This window comes from Desulfoferula mesophila, assembly GCF_037076455.1.
GTDB lineage: Bacteria > Desulfobacterota > Desulfarculia > Desulfarculales > Desulfarculaceae > Desulfoferula > Desulfoferula mesophila.
The window spans coordinates 1,161,650-1,178,662 of sequence record NZ_AP028679.1 but is presented as its reverse complement, the minus strand read 5'-3'; the positions used below and the strand labels follow the sequence as shown (position 1 = coordinate 1,178,662).

14 protein-coding genes are annotated in these 17,013 nt (G+C 64.4%); 12 read left to right on the top strand and 2 right to left on the bottom strand.

Translation table 11 applies throughout. The features are described from left to right. Window positions 1-11 precede the first annotated feature (11 nt). The 12 genes from AACH32_RS05110 to AACH32_RS05055 all read left to right on the top strand — a co-directional run bounded on the left by AACH32_RS05110 (window position 12) and on the right by AACH32_RS05055 (window position 12,292). Complete coding sequence (locus tag AACH32_RS05110; protein WP_338605699.1) at window positions 12-2,021, top strand: TonB-dependent receptor plug domain-containing protein; 2,010 nt, start codon at window positions 12-14, stop codon at window positions 2,019-2,021. 33 nt (window positions 2,022-2,054) lie between these two features. After that, on the top strand, window positions 2,055-3,404 hold the full coding sequence (locus tag AACH32_RS05105) for an ABC transporter ATP-binding protein (protein ID WP_338605698.1): 1,350 nt from the start codon (window positions 2,055-2,057) through the stop codon (window positions 3,402-3,404). Then, window positions 3,391-4,086 (top strand): energy-coupling factor transporter transmembrane component T, encoded by a 696-nt coding sequence (locus AACH32_RS05100; RefSeq protein ID WP_338605697.1) that lies wholly within the window; start codon window positions 3,391-3,393, stop codon window positions 4,084-4,086. The genes AACH32_RS05105 and AACH32_RS05100 overlap by 14 nt, the downstream gene beginning before the upstream one ends. An 8-nt stretch (window positions 4,087-4,094) precedes the next feature. Further along, window positions 4,095-4,820 (top strand): hypothetical protein, encoded by a 726-nt coding sequence (locus AACH32_RS05095; protein WP_338605696.1) that lies wholly within the window; start codon window positions 4,095-4,097, stop codon window positions 4,818-4,820. After that, on the top strand, window positions 4,817-5,347 hold the full coding sequence (locus AACH32_RS05090) for an ECF transporter S component (protein WP_338605695.1): 531 nt from the start codon (window positions 4,817-4,819) through the stop codon (window positions 5,345-5,347). The genes AACH32_RS05095 and AACH32_RS05090 overlap by 4 nt, the downstream gene beginning before the upstream one ends. 125 nt (window positions 5,348-5,472) lie before the next feature. Then, a complete protein-coding gene (locus tag AACH32_RS05085; protein ID WP_338605694.1) occupies window positions 5,473-7,038 on the top strand; it encodes an arylsulfotransferase family protein in 1,566 nt (521 codons plus the stop codon). Continuing rightward, window positions 7,029-7,253 carry a hypothetical protein gene (locus AACH32_RS05080; protein ID WP_338605693.1) on the top strand — a complete coding sequence of 75 codons (225 nt, stop codon included), beginning with the start codon at window positions 7,029-7,031 and terminating at the stop codon, window positions 7,251-7,253. The genes AACH32_RS05085 and AACH32_RS05080 overlap by 10 nt, the downstream gene beginning before the upstream one ends. After that, window positions 7,237-8,727, top strand: a complete 1,491-nt coding sequence (locus AACH32_RS05075; protein ID WP_338605692.1) for a sulfotransferase — start codon at window positions 7,237-7,239, stop codon at window positions 8,725-8,727. The genes AACH32_RS05080 and AACH32_RS05075 overlap by 17 nt, the downstream gene beginning before the upstream one ends. Window positions 8,728-8,838: 111 nt before the next feature. Then, window positions 8,839-9,363 (top strand): adenylyl-sulfate kinase, encoded by a 525-nt coding sequence (cysC, locus tag AACH32_RS05070; protein ID WP_338605691.1) that lies wholly within the window; start codon window positions 8,839-8,841, stop codon window positions 9,361-9,363. 153 nt (window positions 9,364-9,516) lie between these two features. Beyond that, entirely contained in the window at window positions 9,517-9,729 is a 213-nt protein-coding gene (locus AACH32_RS05065; protein ID WP_338605690.1) for an SHOCT domain-containing protein, read from the top strand. Between the two features lie 346 nt (window positions 9,730-10,075). Continuing rightward, the gene (locus tag AACH32_RS05060) at window positions 10,076-11,632 is read left to right on the top strand and encodes a flavocytochrome c (RefSeq protein ID WP_338606648.1); all 1,557 of its coding nucleotides are present in this window, start codon (window positions 10,076-10,078) and stop codon (window positions 11,630-11,632) included. Window positions 11,633-11,734: 102 nt separating this feature from the next. Next, window positions 11,735-12,292, top strand: a complete 558-nt coding sequence (locus AACH32_RS05055; RefSeq protein WP_338605689.1) for a cytochrome c3 family protein — start codon at window positions 11,735-11,737, stop codon at window positions 12,290-12,292. Window positions 12,293-12,381: 89 nt separating this feature from the next. On the opposite strand, the gene AACH32_RS05050 is transcribed toward AACH32_RS05055, so the two are convergent. Further along, window positions 12,382-14,106, bottom strand: a complete 1,725-nt coding sequence (locus AACH32_RS05050; protein ID WP_338605688.1) for a sulfurtransferase — start codon at window positions 14,104-14,106, stop codon at window positions 12,382-12,384. Window positions 14,107-14,515: 409 nt separating this feature from the next. Continuing rightward, on the bottom strand, window positions 14,516-16,954 hold the full coding sequence (locus AACH32_RS05045) for an SLC13 family permease (RefSeq protein WP_338605687.1): 2,439 nt from the start codon (window positions 16,952-16,954) through the stop codon (window positions 14,516-14,518). Between the last annotated feature and the right edge of the window lie 59 nt (window positions 16,955-17,013).

The following is a 17,013-nucleotide window of genomic DNA, read 5'->3' as shown; positions in this document are numbered from 1 at the left end:
GGCGTGCAGCCATGCGTTCCCGCGTTTACACAGGTCTATTGACCGCCATTACCTGCAGCATCCTGGCCCTGGCCGCCCCGGCCTGGGCCGAGGACAAGCCCGCCGCCACCGGCCAGTACTCCCTGGGCGAGGTGGTGGTGGAAGCCCCCGCCTTCAAGGGCAAATCGGTGGGAACGGTGCGCGAGATCACCGCCGCCGAGATCGAGGCCATGAACGCCACCACCCTGGACCAGGCCCTCAAGATGGTGCCCGGCATCGTGGTGCGCTCCGGGGCCGAGGGCGTGCCCCGGGTGGACATGCGCGGCTTCCGTTCGCGCCACGTGCTGCTGTTGCTCAACGGCGTGCCCTTCAACTCCACCTTTGACGGGCAGTTCGATCCCTCGATGATCCCCACCGAGAACATCGCCCGCATCAAGATAAGCTACAGCACCCACTCGGTGCTCTATGGCCAAGGCGGCCTGGCCGGCGTGATCAACATCATCACCAAGGCCGGCGGCGAAGGCGTGGGCGGCTCGCTCAAGGGCCAGGCGGCCCAGGGCGACAACTACCTGGGCAGCTTCAACGTCTACGGCGGCAGCGAAAAGGCCAACGTTTTCGCCAGCGGCAGCTACAACGACCGCAACAACTGGCCGGTGTCCGACAACTTCCAGGCCACCAGCGAGCAGGGCGACGGGGCCCGGGTGGGCAGCGAAAAGCAGCGCGGCAACCTCTTCGCCGACCTGCAGTACAACCTGGCCCCCGACTGGAACCTGGGCGTGGCCGCCGGCGGCCTGGGCGGCAACTTCCAGCAGCCCCCCAGCACCATCAACAACAACAAGGACGCCTTTGCCAACAGCCCCAAATACGACGCGGTGGAAAATATCGTGGGCGCCTACGGCCAGGCGGCCTTGTCCTACCAGGGTGAAAGCCCCTTCAGCATGCGCACCTGGGTCTACGCCAACTACCTAAAGGAAGACCCCAAGCGCTACGACAACGCCAACTACAACTCCATGAGCGACCCCACCGTAAAAACCTATAACCTGGAACAAAAGACCGACATCTACGGCATCAACTTCCAGAGCGCCTACGACTTCAAGCGCTGGGGCGCCCTGACCCTGGGGCTGGCCGCCGAGCAGGACAAATGGGACCTGTCGGGCCAGACCCGCGACAAACGCATCAACGGCACCAAGAAATACGCCTGGCGCGATGTGAGCAACAACCAGGACCTCAACATCTACACCGCCGCTCTGGAGTATCAGGTCTCCCCCCTGAGCGCCCTGGACATGACCTTCGGAATCAGCCAGAACTGGCTGGACAAGAACTCCGGCGGCAGCGACAACGGCACCGGCTACATGGCCGGGGCCCGCTACGGCTTCAGCACCGGCACCGCCCTCAAGGCCTCCTACGCCCACATGATCCGCTTCCCTTCCCTGCGCCAGTTCTACGAGGAGGACGGCGGCAACGACAGCCTGGAGCCCGAACGCTCGGACAACTTCGAGGTGGCGGTGGAGCAGCAGTTCGCCTACAACACCATGGCCAGCCTCACCGGCTTTTACAACGAGGTGCAGGACTACATCGAAAAAGACACCGACGACGTCTTCCAGAACCACGACAAGTACCGCTTCCAGGGCATCGAGTTCGCGGTGCAGAGCCGCCCCATCGACGGCCTGTGGCTGGCCTTCAGCTACACCTACATGGACAGCCAGGACCTTTCCAGCGGCAGCGAGAAGGACGAGCTGCAATACCGGCCCCGCAACAAGCTGGCCTTCCAGGGGCAATATCTCTGGGACTTCGGCTTCAGCGTCTACGCCGGGGTGCTCTACTACGCGGATCAGGTGTACTATTCCCGGACCGAACCGCTGCAGCAGGAGTCCCTGGGCAACTACGCGGTGGTGGATCTGAAGCTGGCCCAGAGCTTCTACAAGAACATGTTCAGCGTGTATCTGGGAGCGGACAACGTCTTTGACCAGGACTACGAAGAATCCTACGGCTATCCCGCGCCCGGCAGGATCATCTACGCCGGCCTGGAGGCCCGCTTCTAGCCGTCGCGGCGCCGAGGGCCGAAACACCAGCCGATGAGCGCCCTTCTGACCATAGACAACCTGAGCTACACCTACCCCGGCGGGGCCCGAGAGGCCCTGTCCGGGGTGGGTTTTTCCCTGGGGGCCGGAGAGTGCCTGTGCCTGTGCGGGCCCTCGGGCTGCGGCAAGACCACCCTGCTCCGGGCGGTGCAGGGCCTGTTGGAAAACGGCCAATTGAACGGACGCCTGGAGTTGGCCGGCCCCCGGCCGGGCATGGTCATGCAAAACGTGGACACCCAGCTTCTGTGCACCACGGTGGCCGACGAGGTGGCCTTTGCCCCGCAAAACCTGGGGCTAAGCCGGGCGGAGGTGCGCCTGCGCCGCGACCGGGCCCTGGCCGCGGTGGGGCTCACGGCCCTGACCCGGCGCAACGTGGAGGAGCTCAGCGCCGGGCAAAAGCAGCGGGTGTGCCTGGCCGCCGTGCTGGCCATGGAGCCCCGCCTGCTGCTGTTGGACGAGCCCATGGCCCAGCTGGACCAAAGCGGGCGTCAGGCCCTGGTGGATACCCTGGGGCAGCTCAAGCGGGCCGGTCACGCCCTGCTGATCAGCGAGCACAACACCGAGCCCCTGGCTCCCCTGGCCGACGGCTACGGCCAACTGGACGACAAGGGCCGCTGGCAGGGGGTGAGCCCTCAGCCGCCCATCCATCCCCAGCCCTTGCCTCTGCCCCCCGAGCCTCCGGCCGTGGGCGGACCCCCCGTGGCCCTGGCCCAAGGCCTGGCCCTCCAGGGGCGCGACGGACCGGTGCTAAACGGCGCGGACCTGAGCCTGGCCCCCGGACGCCGGGTGCATCTTTTCGGACCCAACGGCGCGGGCAAAAGCTCCCTGCTGCGCTGCCTCACCGGCATGCTGCGGCCCCAGCAAGGCCGTCTGGAGGTGGTGGGGCAAAGCCCGCCCCGGCCCGAGACCATCTTCGGCCAAGTGGCTTATCTGATGCAAAACCCCCAGCGCCAGCTCTTCGAGGAAACGGTGTGGGCCGAGGTGGCCTTCACCCCCCGGCGCATGGGCCTGCCCCCGGCCGAGGTAGACGAACGGGTAGCGGTGGCCCTGGAGCTGTGCCAGGCCTCCCATTTGGCCCAGCGTCCGCCCCTGACCCTTAGCTGGGGCGAGCAGCACCGGGTGGCCCTGGCCGCGGTTTTGGCCCCCCGGCCCCGCCTGCTGCTCTGCGACGAGCCCATGGCCGGGCTGGACTGGGACCAGCGCCGCCACCTGCTGGGGGTGCTGGCCCGCCTGAGCGCCGAGCACGGCTCCACGGTGCTCCTGGCCTCCCACGATCCCCTGATGCAGCCCGAGTGGGCCCATGAGCGCCTGCTGCTCCAGGAGGGCCGCCTTGTCCAGGGATAGACGCGGAGGCGGTTTCGCGGAGCCGGCCTGGGCCTATCAGGCGGGCGACTCCCCCCTGCACCGCCTGCACGGAGGGCTCAAGCTGCTGCTCACCCTGCTGTTGATCCTGGCGGCGGTGTACCTGGAGGCCTGGGGGTGGCTCCTGGGCCTGCTGGCTCTGGACGCGGGGCTATATTTCCTGGCCGGGCTGGGCTGGCGGGCCCTGTGGCGCGACGGCCGCTGGCTGCTGGTGCAGATAGCCCTGGTGCTGGGGCTGTTTTTGCTGCGCTACGGCTACGCGGAGGGCTTCGCGCCGGGGCTCAAGGTGGGGCTCAAGATCATGCTGTTCTTCTTGCCCGGGGCCCTGGTTTTGCGCACCAGCCAGATGAGCCGCATGAGCCGGGAGATGGGCTGGCTGCTGCCCCGCCAAATTTCCTTCGTGGTGTTCACCAGCCTGCGCTTCGTGCCCTTTTTCGCCAGGGAGATTCGCGAGATCGCCCTGACCCAGCGCATGCGGGGCGCGGCCCTGAGCCCCCGCCAACTGGCCAAGCCGCGCAACTGGCCCGATCTGGTAAACTGCCTCCTGTTGCCCCTGATGGTGCGGGCCCTGCAAACCGCCGGCGAGGCCGCCGACTCGGCCCAAGCCCGGGGACTGAACCTGGGCGGCGCGGACAAACCCGCCGCCCGCGCCGCGCGAAAGTGAGACCTGAGTTGAAACTGTTCATCGCCATAGACGACACCGACAACCCTCACACCATCGGCACCGGCCGCCTGTCGCGCAACCTGGCGGCCGAGCTGACCGCCCGGGGGCTCATCGCCGGGGCCGACGTGACCCGCCACCAGTTCCTGGTGCACCCGGACATCCCCTACACCTCCCACAACAGCAGCGCCTGCCTTCAGGCCGAGAGCCTGGCCGAGCCTGCGGAGGTGTTCGCCGCGGCCAAGGAGTTCATGCTGGCCAACCTGCACGAGGAGGCCAACCCCGGTCTGTGCCTGGCCCCGAAGGGGGCGGTGCCCGCCGCCCTGGCCGAGTTGGGCCGCCGGGCCCAGACCCAGGTGCTCCAGGTGGAGGAGGGCTACGTCCTGGCCGAGACGCCGGGCCTGTTCACCTGGCGGCACGGCCCCACCGGCCAGGGCATCATCGGGGCCCTGTCCGGGGTGGGACTGCGCAACACCGCCGACGACGGGCGCTTCATCGACCTGCCAGGCATCCGCGAGGTAGGCGGGGTGCTCCGCGTGGGGGAGATCATCTCCCGGACCGCGGTCGCGGCGGTGGTGAGCGAGCAGGGACAGGAGCTGGGCCCCGAGGAGCGGGTGGACACCCTGGACTGGATCAGGCCCATGCTCAGGCGCGGCAAGCCGGTGCTGGTGGTGGTCGAGCGCGACGGGGTGTGGCAACCCGAGGGCAAAAAGAAGAAAAAGGCCGCCAAAAAATGATGATCTGGCAGCGTTTCAGCCTGCGCGACGGGCTCTACCTGGGCTTTTGCGGCACCTTCATCGTCATCGCCCGGGCGGCCCTGCGTATGCATTTGCACCTCACCGGCCACTCCATGTTCTTCAACCTGTTCTTCCTGCTGCTGGCCCGCGGGGTGGTGCGGCGTTTCGGGGCGGCCACCCTGGCCGGGGTGGTGGCCGGGCTGTTGTGCATGTTCCTGGGCCTGGGCAAGGACGGCCCGCTGCTCATCGTGCGCTACGGCCTGTTGGGACTGATCGTGGATCTGGGCTTTGCCCTGTACCCGCGCCTGGCCTACAGCTACGTGGCCTGCTTCGTCTGCGGCGCGGCGGCGGCGCTGACCAGGGGACTGTTCCTGGCGGTGGCCGACCTCATGGCGGGCATGGAGACGGCGGTGATGATTCAGCACGTGCTGCTCAACTCGGCCATGAACATGGCCTTCGGCGCGGCGGGCGGGCTGTTGGTGCCGCCGGTGATCAAGCGCCTGCAAAGCTCCGGCCTCATCGCCTGAGCGTTTGCTATCTCTGATAAAAATGATAGATTAGCTGCTGGCCTCCCTTGGCGGGAGGCCCTGGTATCGCTTTGATAACGATGGCAAATCGTACCATCTCCATCCCCTGAGGAATTTCTCGCACCATGCGCGCGTTTTTTTCCCGTCTCCCGCTGGCCCTGCTGGGCGCCTTCATCGGCGCGATTACCCAATTACTTTGGTTGAGTCATCACGGCTGGGGCGAGGCCGCGGTGCGCCTGCCGGCGGGGGCGGTGGGCGGCGGGGTGGTCTTTTGGCTCCTCGGCGAGTTGCTGGCCTGGCCGGCGCGCCGCAAGGGGCGCGATTTCTGGGGATGGGTGGCCCGCTTCTGGCCCTTTGTTTTCCGCGCCGCCTTCTGGCGGGTGGTAACCGCCGGGTGGCTGGTGCTGTTGGTCGGTTTCGGCGCGGGCCTGTACGTCTACTCCACCCGCGCCTGGCCCTATCCCATAGTGCAGCAATTGGAGGCCTGGTTCCAGGGCGAGGGCAACACCACCTGGGAAGAAAAGCTGGCCAACGATTTGGACATCGTGCCTTCCCGGCATCTGGTGACCATGGACTTCAAGGCCCCCGGCAACCGCGAATACCAGAACCTGGAAGGCCTGCCCATTCGCTCGCGCAGGCTGCCCCCCAGGATGTACCTGTCCCCGGACGCCCCCAAGATGTACCGGGTCATCTTCGGGGCCTTCGATTTTGACGACAAGCGCTACGGGGTGGTTTTGCTGGGACCGGACGGCAAGGTGAAGCACCTGTGGAAGCCCAGCCAGGAAGACGTCCCCTGGGAGCACCGCGACGACGCCAACGTGTTCCCCCACGGCTTTGACATCGGCCCCGACGGCTCCATCTACGTGGCTTACGACAACGGCAACTCCCTGACCAAATACGACTGGTGCGGCAACCTCGTCTGGCGCCTAAGGGGAGGCTACCACCACTCCATCACCCTGGGCGACGACGGCACCCTGTGGGTGTGGGGCCCCACCGCCGACAACCCCATGCGCAAGGACTGCCTGGTGCAGATCGAGGCGTCCAGCGGCAAAATCCTGAAAATCATCCCTTTGCAGGCGGTGGTCGACGCCAATCCGGGCCTGGATATTATGGGCATCCGCCAGTTGGACGAGCACTCGCGTTCCACCTGGGTATTGGACGGCGGCGGCAAGTGGCACCCCAACGACATCGATCCCCTGCCCAAGGACCTGGCCCCCCATTACCCCGGCTTCAAGGCGGGCGACCTGTTGCTCTCCCTGCGCTCGGTGGACCTGGTGATGGTGATGGATCCGGTCACCCTCAAGGTTAAATGGTGGCGCCAAGGCCAGACCCGGCGCCAACACGACCCCGACTGGAACCAGCGGGGAACCATCACGGTGTTTGACAACAACATGCACCGCGGCGTTTCGCGCATCATCGAAATCGACCCCAAGACCTATAAAAGCAAGGTGCTGCTGCCGGGGGCCAAGTACAATTTTTACAGCCACATTCAGGGTAAGCACCAAATGCTGCCCGATGGCGGGATGTTGATAACCTCCCCGCAACAGGGGCGGGTCTTCGAGGTGGATAAAAACGGCAAGGTGGTCTTTGAATTCCTCAACACCTATGACGACAAGAACCGCTTCCTGAGCGTTTCCGAAGCCAAAGCCTTGCCCTTGGACTATTTCAAGGAGTTGCCCAAATGCGAATAGCCCTGCCGCTCATCGCCGCCCTGCTCTTCCTGGCACCCGGCATTGCCCAGGCCTATGTGGGTCCCGGGTTGGGGCTGGGGGCCATCGGCGCCATTTTGGGGGTCATATTCTCCGTGATCCTGGCCATCCTGGCCTTTTTTTGGTATCCCATCAAACGGCTCTTTGGCATAGGCAAGAAAAAGCAGGAAGACCGGGAAGATGACCCCCTGGACTGATTGGGGGCTCCAGGCCCTGGCCTGTTTGCCGGGGGCGGTGGTGTTCGTGGAGTTGTTCCGCGCCCTGCCGCTGATGGCCAACCTCAAGTACCTGCAAGCGACCACCCAAAAGGTCATGCGGGTGGTGCGCTCTCCCCACACCTCCGACCACTGGAAAGAAAAGATCCTCCCCCACTACGCGGGCGCCATCTTGGCGGCCAGCCTGCTCAACTTGCTCTACCTGGCCATCATGGCCGCTGGTTTCGCCCTGGCCTTCATTCTGGTGGGCATGTGGTTCCTGGGCGGCTTCGCCGCCACGGCGGCCCTGCTGCTGGAGCCCTCGGTGCAGATCATCGCCGCCGCCCTGGGCGCCCTCTACGCCGTCCTGCGGGTAAAGCTGACCCCCGAGGGGGAAGGCGACTACCACCTGGGCTCGCGGCTGCTGCACCATCTGGCCCTGGACAGCCGCCTGGTGCGCAAGGCGGCCTTTGACCTGGACTGTTCCCTGGCCGCCAGGCGCAAGCTGCCCACGCCTCCCGGCCCGCCGGTGTATGTCGCCGGACTGGCCCGGGCGGGCACCACCATACTCCTGGAAGCGATCTACGCCAGCGGGCGCTTCGCCACCCTCACCTACAGGGACATGCCTTTCATCACCGCGCCCAACTTGTGGAACTCCATCTCCGCCGGGCGGCGGCAATACGCCGAGGCCAAGGAAAGGGCCCACAAGGACCGCCTGCTGGTCAACTACGACAGCCCCGAGGCCTTTGAGGAAATCTTCTGGATGACCTTTGACCGGGATGCCTACGTGCGCGAGCATCACCTGTCTCCCCACAAGCCGCCGCGCGAGGTGCTCGTCAACTACCGCCGCTACGTGCACAACATCATCGCCAAGGACTCGGGCAAGACGCCCCTGCGCTATCTGGCCAAGAACAACAACAACCTGCTGCGCATCGCCTCCCTGAAAAGGGCCTTTCCCGAGGCGATCATCCTGGTGCCTTTCCGTAACCCGCTGGACCACGCCAAGTCCCTGATGGCGCAACACCAGCGGTTTTTGAAAACGCACCAGGAAGACCCCTTTTCCCTGAAATACATGAACTGGCTGGGGCACCACGAATTCGGGGCCAACCTCAAGCCCTTCCGATTCAACAACGACGCCATGCCCCGCTGCCCCGAGGAGATAGCCGAGTTCTCCTACTGGGTGCGCTACTGGAGCTGCGTTTATGAAAACGTGCTGAACGACCACGCCCAGGACATCGTGTTGTTCGACTACGACCGTTTCTGCCGCCAGCCGGCGGCCTGCCTGGAAGAGCTGGCCCCCATCCTGCAATTGGACAAGGAGCAACTGGAGCCCTTTTTCAGCAAGGTGCAAAGCTCCACCCGCCACGACCACCCCGAGGTGGGCCCCACGGCGCTGGCCTGGGCCCAGCGGGTGCACCAGGCGTTGCGCCACCGGGCCATGGCGGACGCGCCGGCCCAGGGCCCAGCGCGGCAATAAACTCCAACCACCCCCTGGATACGGCAAACAGGTGAATTAATGAGTACCCAAGAATTACCAACCAGCGCTTGCCCGGATATTCTTGCGCGGAACATTGCCACCAAAAGCGGCGTGATCTGGTTTTTCGGCATGCCGGGCAGCGGCAAATCCACCCTGGCCGGCGCCCTCAGAGACCTGCTCAAAAAGCATGACAACTGGGTCAGTTTTTTGGACGGCGACCAGGTGCGCAAGCGCCTGAACCGCGACCTGGGCTTCAGCGAGGCCGACCGCACCGAAAACCTGCGCCGGGCGGCGGAGATCGCCCGCCTCATGGCCAAATCCGGCTCCCTGGTCATCGTCTCCTTCATCACCCCCCTGGAGTCCAACCGGGCCATGGTGCGCGAGATATTGGAAGGGCACAACTACTGCGAGTGCTTTGTGAAGTGCTCCCTGGACACCTGCGAGCTGCGCGACCCCAAGGGCCTGTACGCCAGGGCGCGCAAGGGGGAGATCCCGGACATGACCGGCATAGGCTCGCCCTTCGAGGCCTCCGAGTGCTCGGAAATCGTGGTGGACACCGAAAACCAGCCCTATGACCAGTGCATGGCCCATCTACTGCGCACCCTGCAAGACAAAGGCCTTCTGGAGGTAAATTAGGTTGCCGGGAAGGTTGGCCAGGGAGAGCGGCAATCGTTGCCAACCCGATGAAATCACGCTACCATGTCGCCAATGAACGACCATGGCAGCCTAACCATTTGAGTTTGGTCGCAACCCAACGCAAGACCGGCGCACTATTTGGAGGACTAAGTAATGAAGACCCTTTACACCATGATTTTCGTGGCCATGTTTGGCCTTTCCATCGCTCTGGCCGGTTGCGGCGGAGCCGACGTCCAGACCCAGAACACCACCACCACCGTTTCCGAGGGCCAGCAGCTCATCGACCTGCAAAAGGCCTATGAGGCCGGAGCCATCACCAAAGAGCAGTACGAGCAGCAAAAGGCCAAGGTGCTCAACCGCAAGTAAGCCTGCGCTTCCCCGTCCCCAGGGACGTGGATTTTTTTTTAGGGCTGGGCTTGGCCCCCTCTTCCCCGGGGCCGAGGCCAGCCTTTTTGCTTCCCTCCCGATCCCCCGTTAAAGACAGGGCCTTCCCGCCCTGCAAGTCACCGCGCGTCGCCGCTAGGGTTTCCACCCTATGGCCAATAGTGCCGCCTCCTAGCCAAAACGGTGCCTGCGGCCCATATCGGCGGCCGCACCGGGCGGTTTATGGTGGACTAAGGTTATACCTTGGCGCGCCATCCACACGGTTACGAGAAGGGAGGTGGAGCGCATCAGGGTGGATCGCAATGCTCAAGGCTCATTTAGCGAGGAGATGAAAATGGGCGACAAGGCAAAGGACCACAGCAAGAACGCAACATCAAGACGGAGTTTCCTTAAGCAAGCGGGAGGGGCGGCCGCGGCCGTAGGCTTGGCCACTTCGGGCCTTTTGAGCAAGGCCACCTCCGCCGACGCAGCCGAACTGCCCAAGAAATGGGACCAAACAGCCGATGTCATCGTGATCGGCAGCGGGTTCGCCGGTCTGGCCGCCGCCTTGGAGGCCAAGAAGGCCGGAGCCAACGTCGTGATCTTGGAGAAGATGCCGGTTCCCGGCGGCAATAGCATCATCAACGGCGGCCTCATAGCCGCCACCGGTTCTCCCCTCCAGGCCAAGGAGGGGATCAAGGACTCCCCCGAGCTGATGTACAAAGACATGCTCAAGGCGGGCCTGCACATGAACCATCCGGAGCTGGCCATGATGGTGGCCGATCAGTCTCTGGACGCCTTGATGTGGACCCTGGACTATCTGAACGTGGACTACAAGGGCCGGGTTACCCACTTGGGGGGCCATTCGGTGCCCCGCAGCTACCTGACCGACGTGCGCTCCGGCGCGGGCATCGTTCGCCAGGAGTTGAAGAAGGTCAAGGAGGAAGGCATCCCGCTCCAGAAGAGGACCTACCTGGAGCACTTGATCGTGGATGGGTCCAACGGCGTGGTGGGGGTGGAGGTCCTGAGCGGCTACGCCTTCCCCAAGGCGGGCAGCGGCAAGAAGACCTTCATCAAGGCCAACAAGGCCGTGATCATGGCCAACGGCGGCTTCTCCTACGACATACCCTTCCGCATGATCCAGGACCCCCGTTTGGACAAGACGCTGGATTGCACCAATCACCCCGGCGCCACCGCCGAGGGCCTCGTCGAGCTTCTGCGCATCGGGGCCACTCCCGTGCAGCCCTCCTGGATCCAGCTCGGTCCCTGGGGATGCCCCCAGGAAAAGGGCATGGGCATCGGTTACATTTTCGCCATCAGCGGATGCTTCCCCTTTGGGGTCATGGTCGATCCCAAGACCGGCAAGCGTTTCGTCAACGAGTTGGCCGACCGCAAGGTGCGCGCCGACGCCATCATCAAGACCGGCCACTGGGCGGTGGGCGTCGCCGACCAGAACGGGGCCAAGTACGTGGACGGTCTGGACAAGATGCTGGCCAGGGGCACCGTCAAGCAGTTCAACACCCTGGATGAGTTGGCCCAGGCCTTCAAGGTGGACTCGGCCGGGTTGCAGGAGCAGGTGAAGCGCTACAACGCCTTCTTGGCCAAGGGCAAGGACGAGGAGTTCGGCAAGCCTTTCCGCGCCAGCTCCCAACCCATTGCCAAGCCCCCCTTCTACGGCATGTACCTGTGGCCCAAGGTGCACCACACCATGGGCGGCGTGCAGATCAACTCCAAGGCCCAGCTCCTGGACCTGAACGGCATGGTGGTGCCGGGCATCTACGCGGCCGGCGAGGTAACCGGCGGCGTGCACGGCGCGGTGCGCCTGGGCAGCAACGCCACCACCGACTGCCTGGTCTTCGGCCGTATCGCCGGGGCCAACGCGGCCAAGGAGAAGTCCCGCGGCTGATCGGACGCCATATTAGGCCGACTCCAGCCGACCCAACCGGAAGTCCGGGCCACCGCGGCCCGGGCTTCCGCCAATCCGCCCACGGGAAACGGATATGGAATCATGAGAAGCTCACACCAACGCCGCTTGGGCTGTAGATGGCTCTTGCCGGGCTTGAGCATCCTGGCGGCCCTGCTCGTCGTTGCCTGGGGCGCCCCCGAAACCGGCGCCGCGCCGGGCAGCCCTCCCAAACAATTGGAAAACGCCCCGGCCGGCGACTGCGCGGCCTGCCACGGGCCGGCGCCGGTATTGCCCAAGGACCACGCGGCCACCAAGGGCCAGGATATGGGGCAATGCCGCGAGTGCCACGACGGCAAGAAAGCCCCCCTGCTGCGAAGCAAATTGCCCTTGGGGCATATGCACGCCCTGGAGGGGGTGTCCTGCGCGGATTGCCACGACACCGGTGAGCGCTCCACGGTGGGCACGGCCAAGTGCCTGGAGTGCCACACCTCCGGCGAGGCCGTGGCCAAGCTGACCGTGCCCCAGGACAAGAAGCACCGCAACCCGCACGACTCTCCCCATTACGGCACGGAGTTGGACTGCGAAATGTGCCACCACGTTCATGCCAAGAGCGAGAACTACTGCGCCCAATGTCATGATCAGACCAAGCTGGTGCCCTGAGGCCCCGGCCCCGCCTGAAAAACCCTTCCTTACGCAAAATGGGGGCCGGGCGTGAGCCCGGCCCCCTGGATCACCAACCGTGCGGGCCGCTACTTGGCGGGGTAATACACCATGACCTTGGGGTAGCCCAGGGTCCTCAGCGCATAATAGGCCGCCGCAGCTTCTTCGGGCTTGTCGGAGTAGCAAACCACTTCGGCTTGCTTGTAGACCCCGGCATCCTCGTACAGTTTAATCAAATTGGAGGCGAAATCTAATATTCCGTATTCATTGAAGTTCTTTCCGGCGGGAATATTCACTACCTTGGCGCCCGCCGGATCAAAAGGAAGCTGGGCACTGTTGGCCGAAGCGTTGATGTACACCCTGGGGTAGCCCAGGAAATCGGGCTTTTGCCCGGCATCGGCCAGACGCACCGCCGCTTGGGGGCGCGCCTTTATCTTGGCTGGTTGGATGGCCACATCATACTTGGTCTTGGCTGGCGCGATTACGGTGGGCTTGTCGGTCACCTTCAACTTGTGGTCCTGCCAGGCCTTCATGCCGCCGTTGAGCACCGAGACCTTGGGGCGTCCCATGTACTCGGCCAGCCAGAACATCAGGCAGGCGTTGGGGGTGGAGGTGTCGTCCACGATCACCAGTTGCTTGAAATCCGCCGCTCCCTTGTCGCCCAGGAGCTGGGCCCACTTGGCCGGGTCGGCTCCCAGCTTGCCGGTGAGATCGCTCACCGGCACGTTCACCGCGTAGGGGATGTGCCCGGCCTGATAGGCCTGGGGAGAACGCACATCCACGGTCAGCACCTGGGAGTCGCCCACCAGGTATTGAATGCGCTTGCCGCCCCACCACCGCACGAAATAGGGATCGCGCAGCAGGTGCTGGTTCCAATAGGTGTGCAGGGGCAGGTCGCGGGGATCGTCGAGCCAGCCCATGGTGGAGCCTTGATAGTAGTAACGCACCTTGGGATAGCCCAACACGTGCTTCAGGGTGAAGTACAGGCAGGAGGCGGCCGGGTTGCCGCCGCAATAGCAAATGGTCTCCTTGTCCGGGGTGGCCCCCACCGAGGCGAAAAGCCGCTGCAACTCCTCCTTGGACTTCCAGGTCTTGTCCTTTTGGAAGTAGTCGGGATAGGAGACCATCACCGAGCCCGGGATGTGGCCCAGCTTGGAATAGGCTTGGTAAGGCCCGTAAAACCAAACCGGAGTCACCGCGTAGACCAGGACCGTATCGGGCTTGAACTGCTTGGACAGGATGTAATCGGTGGTAGCTATGGCGGCGTCGCCCACCGGCTTGGCCACGAAATCGCCGGGCTTGGCCTTGGCCACCTCGGTCACCGTGGGCAGGCCCATGGCCTTCCACTTGGCCAACCCGCCGTCCAGGATATAGGCGTCCTTGGCGCCGTTGTGGGTGAGGGTCCAATAAAAACGGGCGGCCCGGAAATGGCCGCCGTTGTCGTAGACCACCACCTTGGAATTGTTGTTGATGCCCAGGGAGCGCATCACCTGCTGGATGTAGGGGGTGGGGCCGTCCTGCCAAGGCAGGGGATCGGTGGGGCTGTTGATCAGATCGTTGCCGCCGTAAGAGGTGTTGATGCCGTAGGACATGTAATGGTCCTTGTCAAAGGAGCAGCTCACCGCTCCCTTGATGTGACCTTTGAGATAATCCTGGGTGGGGGACGCGTCGATGAGCACCAGGTTGGCCTCGTTCTGGTGCTGTTGCAGCCACTTGGCGCTGACCAGCCGTCCCTGGTCCGTCGCTGGGGGAGCAGCCCAGGCGGTGCCGGCCAACAACAAGCCGCAAACCATGATTACCAGCGTCAGGCCCAACCGAGCTCTCGGGCGTTTGCCGCTACGATCAAAATTCCTCACGGGATGTCCTCCTCACTAGGTGCTTTGCAGCGAAACCTTTTTCTTGGCGCCGCTGGGGCGCCTCCCACAGCTGGCTCTACTACCGTCGCGCTTGCCTTGCAGAAATCGGATGCGGGGTTATCAAGCTTTCCCCTGGGTGATGGTGGAGGGGGGCACCGTTGCGTCGTCCGGGCCGGGCCCGGGCGAGCACCAAACTACTCTAGCTTGTCAGCGATTATAAATCGGCGCGTAGGTAAGCCGTAAATGAGGGCCACACCCTATTAGGCCCCGGTAAAGAGCCCGTTCGGCGTGATGCCAACCCCCCACCCGCCCCAACGTCTCCATGGCGTTTGGGCAAGGGGAAAAGGGGCTCCCCTGGATAAGAGGCCTACAGGTAGAACAGGTAAGTCATGGCCACCAGCACCACGATGTAGATAACGCTCAGGATGCCGCCGATGCTGATGTAGTCCCGGGTCTTGTACTCGCCGGGGCCCATGTACAAGGCGTTGACCTGGTGGGTGGGCAGCAAAAAGGAGTTGGACACCCCCAGGCCCACCACGATGGCGGCCACCCGGGGGTCGATACCTATATGGTGGGCGATGGAGATGCCCAAGGGCACCAGCAGGGTGGCCGCGCCCACGTTGGAGATCACCAGGGTGAAGGCGGCGCTGAGCAGGGCCAAGACCAACAGCAGCAGCAGCGGGGACATGAGGCTGCCCAGGCCCAAGACGATGCCCTTGGCGATCCAGTTGGCCGTGCCGGTCTGGTCCACGGCCATGCCCAGGGGAATAAGGCCGCCCAGCAAAAACACGGTGCGCCAGTCCACCGCATGGTAGGCCTCGCTGATGGTGATGACCTTGCTGAGCACCATGCCCACCGCCCCCACCATCAGGCAGACCGACAGGGGGATGGGGTTGTAGGGCAGATTCTGAAAATAGAAGCTGGAGACGATCATCATGGCCAGGGCCACCAAAAAGCAGATGAGGGCCCACTTGGCCTTTTCCGGCTTGTGGAATTCCTGGTCAAAGGGGGTGATGATGATGAAGTTTTGGTGGAACGCCTGCAAGGCCTCGAATTTTTCCCAGGTGCCGTGCAACAGCAGGGTGTCGCCCGACTGCAGGGGCAGGTCGGCCAGCTCCTGGTAATAGGTGCGCCCGCCCTGGTGCACCGCCAGGGGGCTCACCCCAAAGGTCTCGCGGAAACGGATGTCCTTGATGGTCTGGCCGATAAGGCTGGAACGGGGCGAAACCACCCCCTCCACGATGCCCGCCAGGTTGGGGTTGAACATGTTGTCCTTGAACACCTGAGGGCCGTCCCGGAGCACCAGGCCGTACTGCGACACAAAGGCCGCCACCTCATCCTTGGGGCCATAGGCGCACAGGACCATGCCGGCCCGCAGGGCGGTACCGGGCAGGGGCGAGGAATCGCACGCGCCGCCGTTCTTGGACACGGCCACGATGTTCACCAGGAAACGCCGCCTGATGTGCACCAGCTCCTGGGGGCCCTCCCCCGGGCGGTAGCCCTCGGGGACCAGGATCTCATAGGGGCCCTGGATCAGGGGATAGGAGCTGAGAAAGCTTGGCTCGCCTCCGTTGGCCGAGCCGTTGGACAGATCCGATTGCCGGGCGGAAATCTTGGCCAGCATCTTCATGCCGCCGGTGGAGAGATAGGCGATGCCCGCCAGGGCCAGGGCCAGGCCGATGGGGGTGAGTTCCAGGAAGCCGAACTTGGCCATGCCCGGCGGAAGGATGTCGTTGAGCAGGATCAGGGGGCTGGTGCCGATCATGGTCAGGGTGCCGCCCAGGATGGCGGCCATGCCTATGGGCATGAGCACCCGGGAGATGGGCACCTTGAGCTTCTGGAAAGTAACCGAGCGCACGGCGGGCAAAAACAGCACCGCGGCCCCGGTGTTTTGCATTACCCCGGAGATGGCCGCGATGAGCGAGGAGAAGGTCACCACCAGGCGCGAGGGGCTTTTGCTGACAAAGCCCAGGATGGGCTGGATGATGCGATGCACCAAACCGGCCCGGTTGAGGCCGTAGCTGATTATCATCACCCCGATGATGGCCACCACCGCGTTGCTGCTCAGCCCCCGGAAGGTGTCGGCGGAATTTAATAGGCCCAGCTCGGGCAGGAGCACCATCATCACGATGGCCACCACGTCCACCCGCACCCACTCCACGATGAACAAAAACACCGCCGCCGCCACCACGGCCAGCATGAGCAGCTTGGTGCGCAGGTGGGTGTCCACCTCGAAGGGCAGGCGCATGGCCCCGGCATCGTGCACCAGGGTGCCGTCCGGGGTTTTCAACTCGGCGAAGATGTCCAGCCAAAAACTGTGCTTGCCGGCCTTGGTGCGGCTGGTCACCGTGTACTCCACTCGGGTCCGCAGGGGCTGGGCCAGGTTGCCCTCCGGCCTTTTGAATTGCACCAGGATGTGTTGATGGGGCCGCTCGGGATGGGCCTTGTCCAAAAAGGCGATGCCGCTGCCGCTGGAAGAGGCGATATACAGGGTGACCGGCCCTTTTTCCCCCGTGTCCCAGGTAAGGGCGGGGCCCGCGGCGCCTTGGGGCGTGATCAAGCGCGCTTCCAGGTCGAGGTAGCCGGTCTCGCCGGCCACCAGCACCCGCTCGGGATGCTCCAGGCGGATGCTGACGTGGCGGGGAGCGCGGGAGGACTTGGCCACGGGACGCTCCGCGCTATTGCCGGGCGGGGAAGCGCCGGAAGCGGGAGCGGCCGCCACCGGGTCGGCCAATGCGGAACCACCCAGGAGAATCATCAGGGCCGCCAGGCCCAACCCCAACCAACAGCGTTTGAATTGTTTCATGCGAGCGGACGCCCCCTGATCAACCTTGCTATCGTCTGTCCTCACCCTGTTGCCTGTTC

Bases quoted from the DNA above. Each gene is read 5' to 3' on its own strand.
- AACH32_RS05105 (WP_338605698.1), top strand. From the start codon at position 2,055: ATGAGCGCCCTTCTGACCATAGACAACCTGAGCTACACCTACCCCGGC.
- AACH32_RS05110 (WP_338605699.1), top strand. From the start codon at position 12: ATGCGTTCCCGCGTTTACACAGGTCTATTGACCGCCATTACCTGCAGC.
- AACH32_RS05080 (WP_338605693.1), top strand. From the start codon at position 7,029: ATGCGAATAGCCCTGCCGCTCATCGCCGCCCTGCTCTTCCTGGCACCC.
- AACH32_RS05055 (WP_338605689.1), top strand. From the start codon at position 11,735: ATGAGAAGCTCACACCAACGCCGCTTGGGCTGTAGATGGCTCTTGCCG.
- AACH32_RS05085 (WP_338605694.1), top strand. From the start codon at position 5,473: ATGCGCGCGTTTTTTTCCCGTCTCCCGCTGGCCCTGCTGGGCGCCTTC.
- AACH32_RS05045 (WP_338605687.1), bottom strand. From the start codon at position 16,954: ATGAAACAATTCAAACGCTGTTGGTTGGGGTTGGGCCTGGCGGCCCTG.
- AACH32_RS05075 (WP_338605692.1), top strand. From the start codon at position 7,237: ATGACCCCCTGGACTGATTGGGGGCTCCAGGCCCTGGCCTGTTTGCCG.
- AACH32_RS05065 (WP_338605690.1), top strand. From the start codon at position 9,517: ATGAAGACCCTTTACACCATGATTTTCGTGGCCATGTTTGGCCTTTCC.
- AACH32_RS05090 (WP_338605695.1), top strand. From the start codon at position 4,817: ATGATGATCTGGCAGCGTTTCAGCCTGCGCGACGGGCTCTACCTGGGC.
- AACH32_RS05060 (WP_338606648.1), top strand. From the start codon at position 10,076: ATGAAAATGGGCGACAAGGCAAAGGACCACAGCAAGAACGCAACATCA.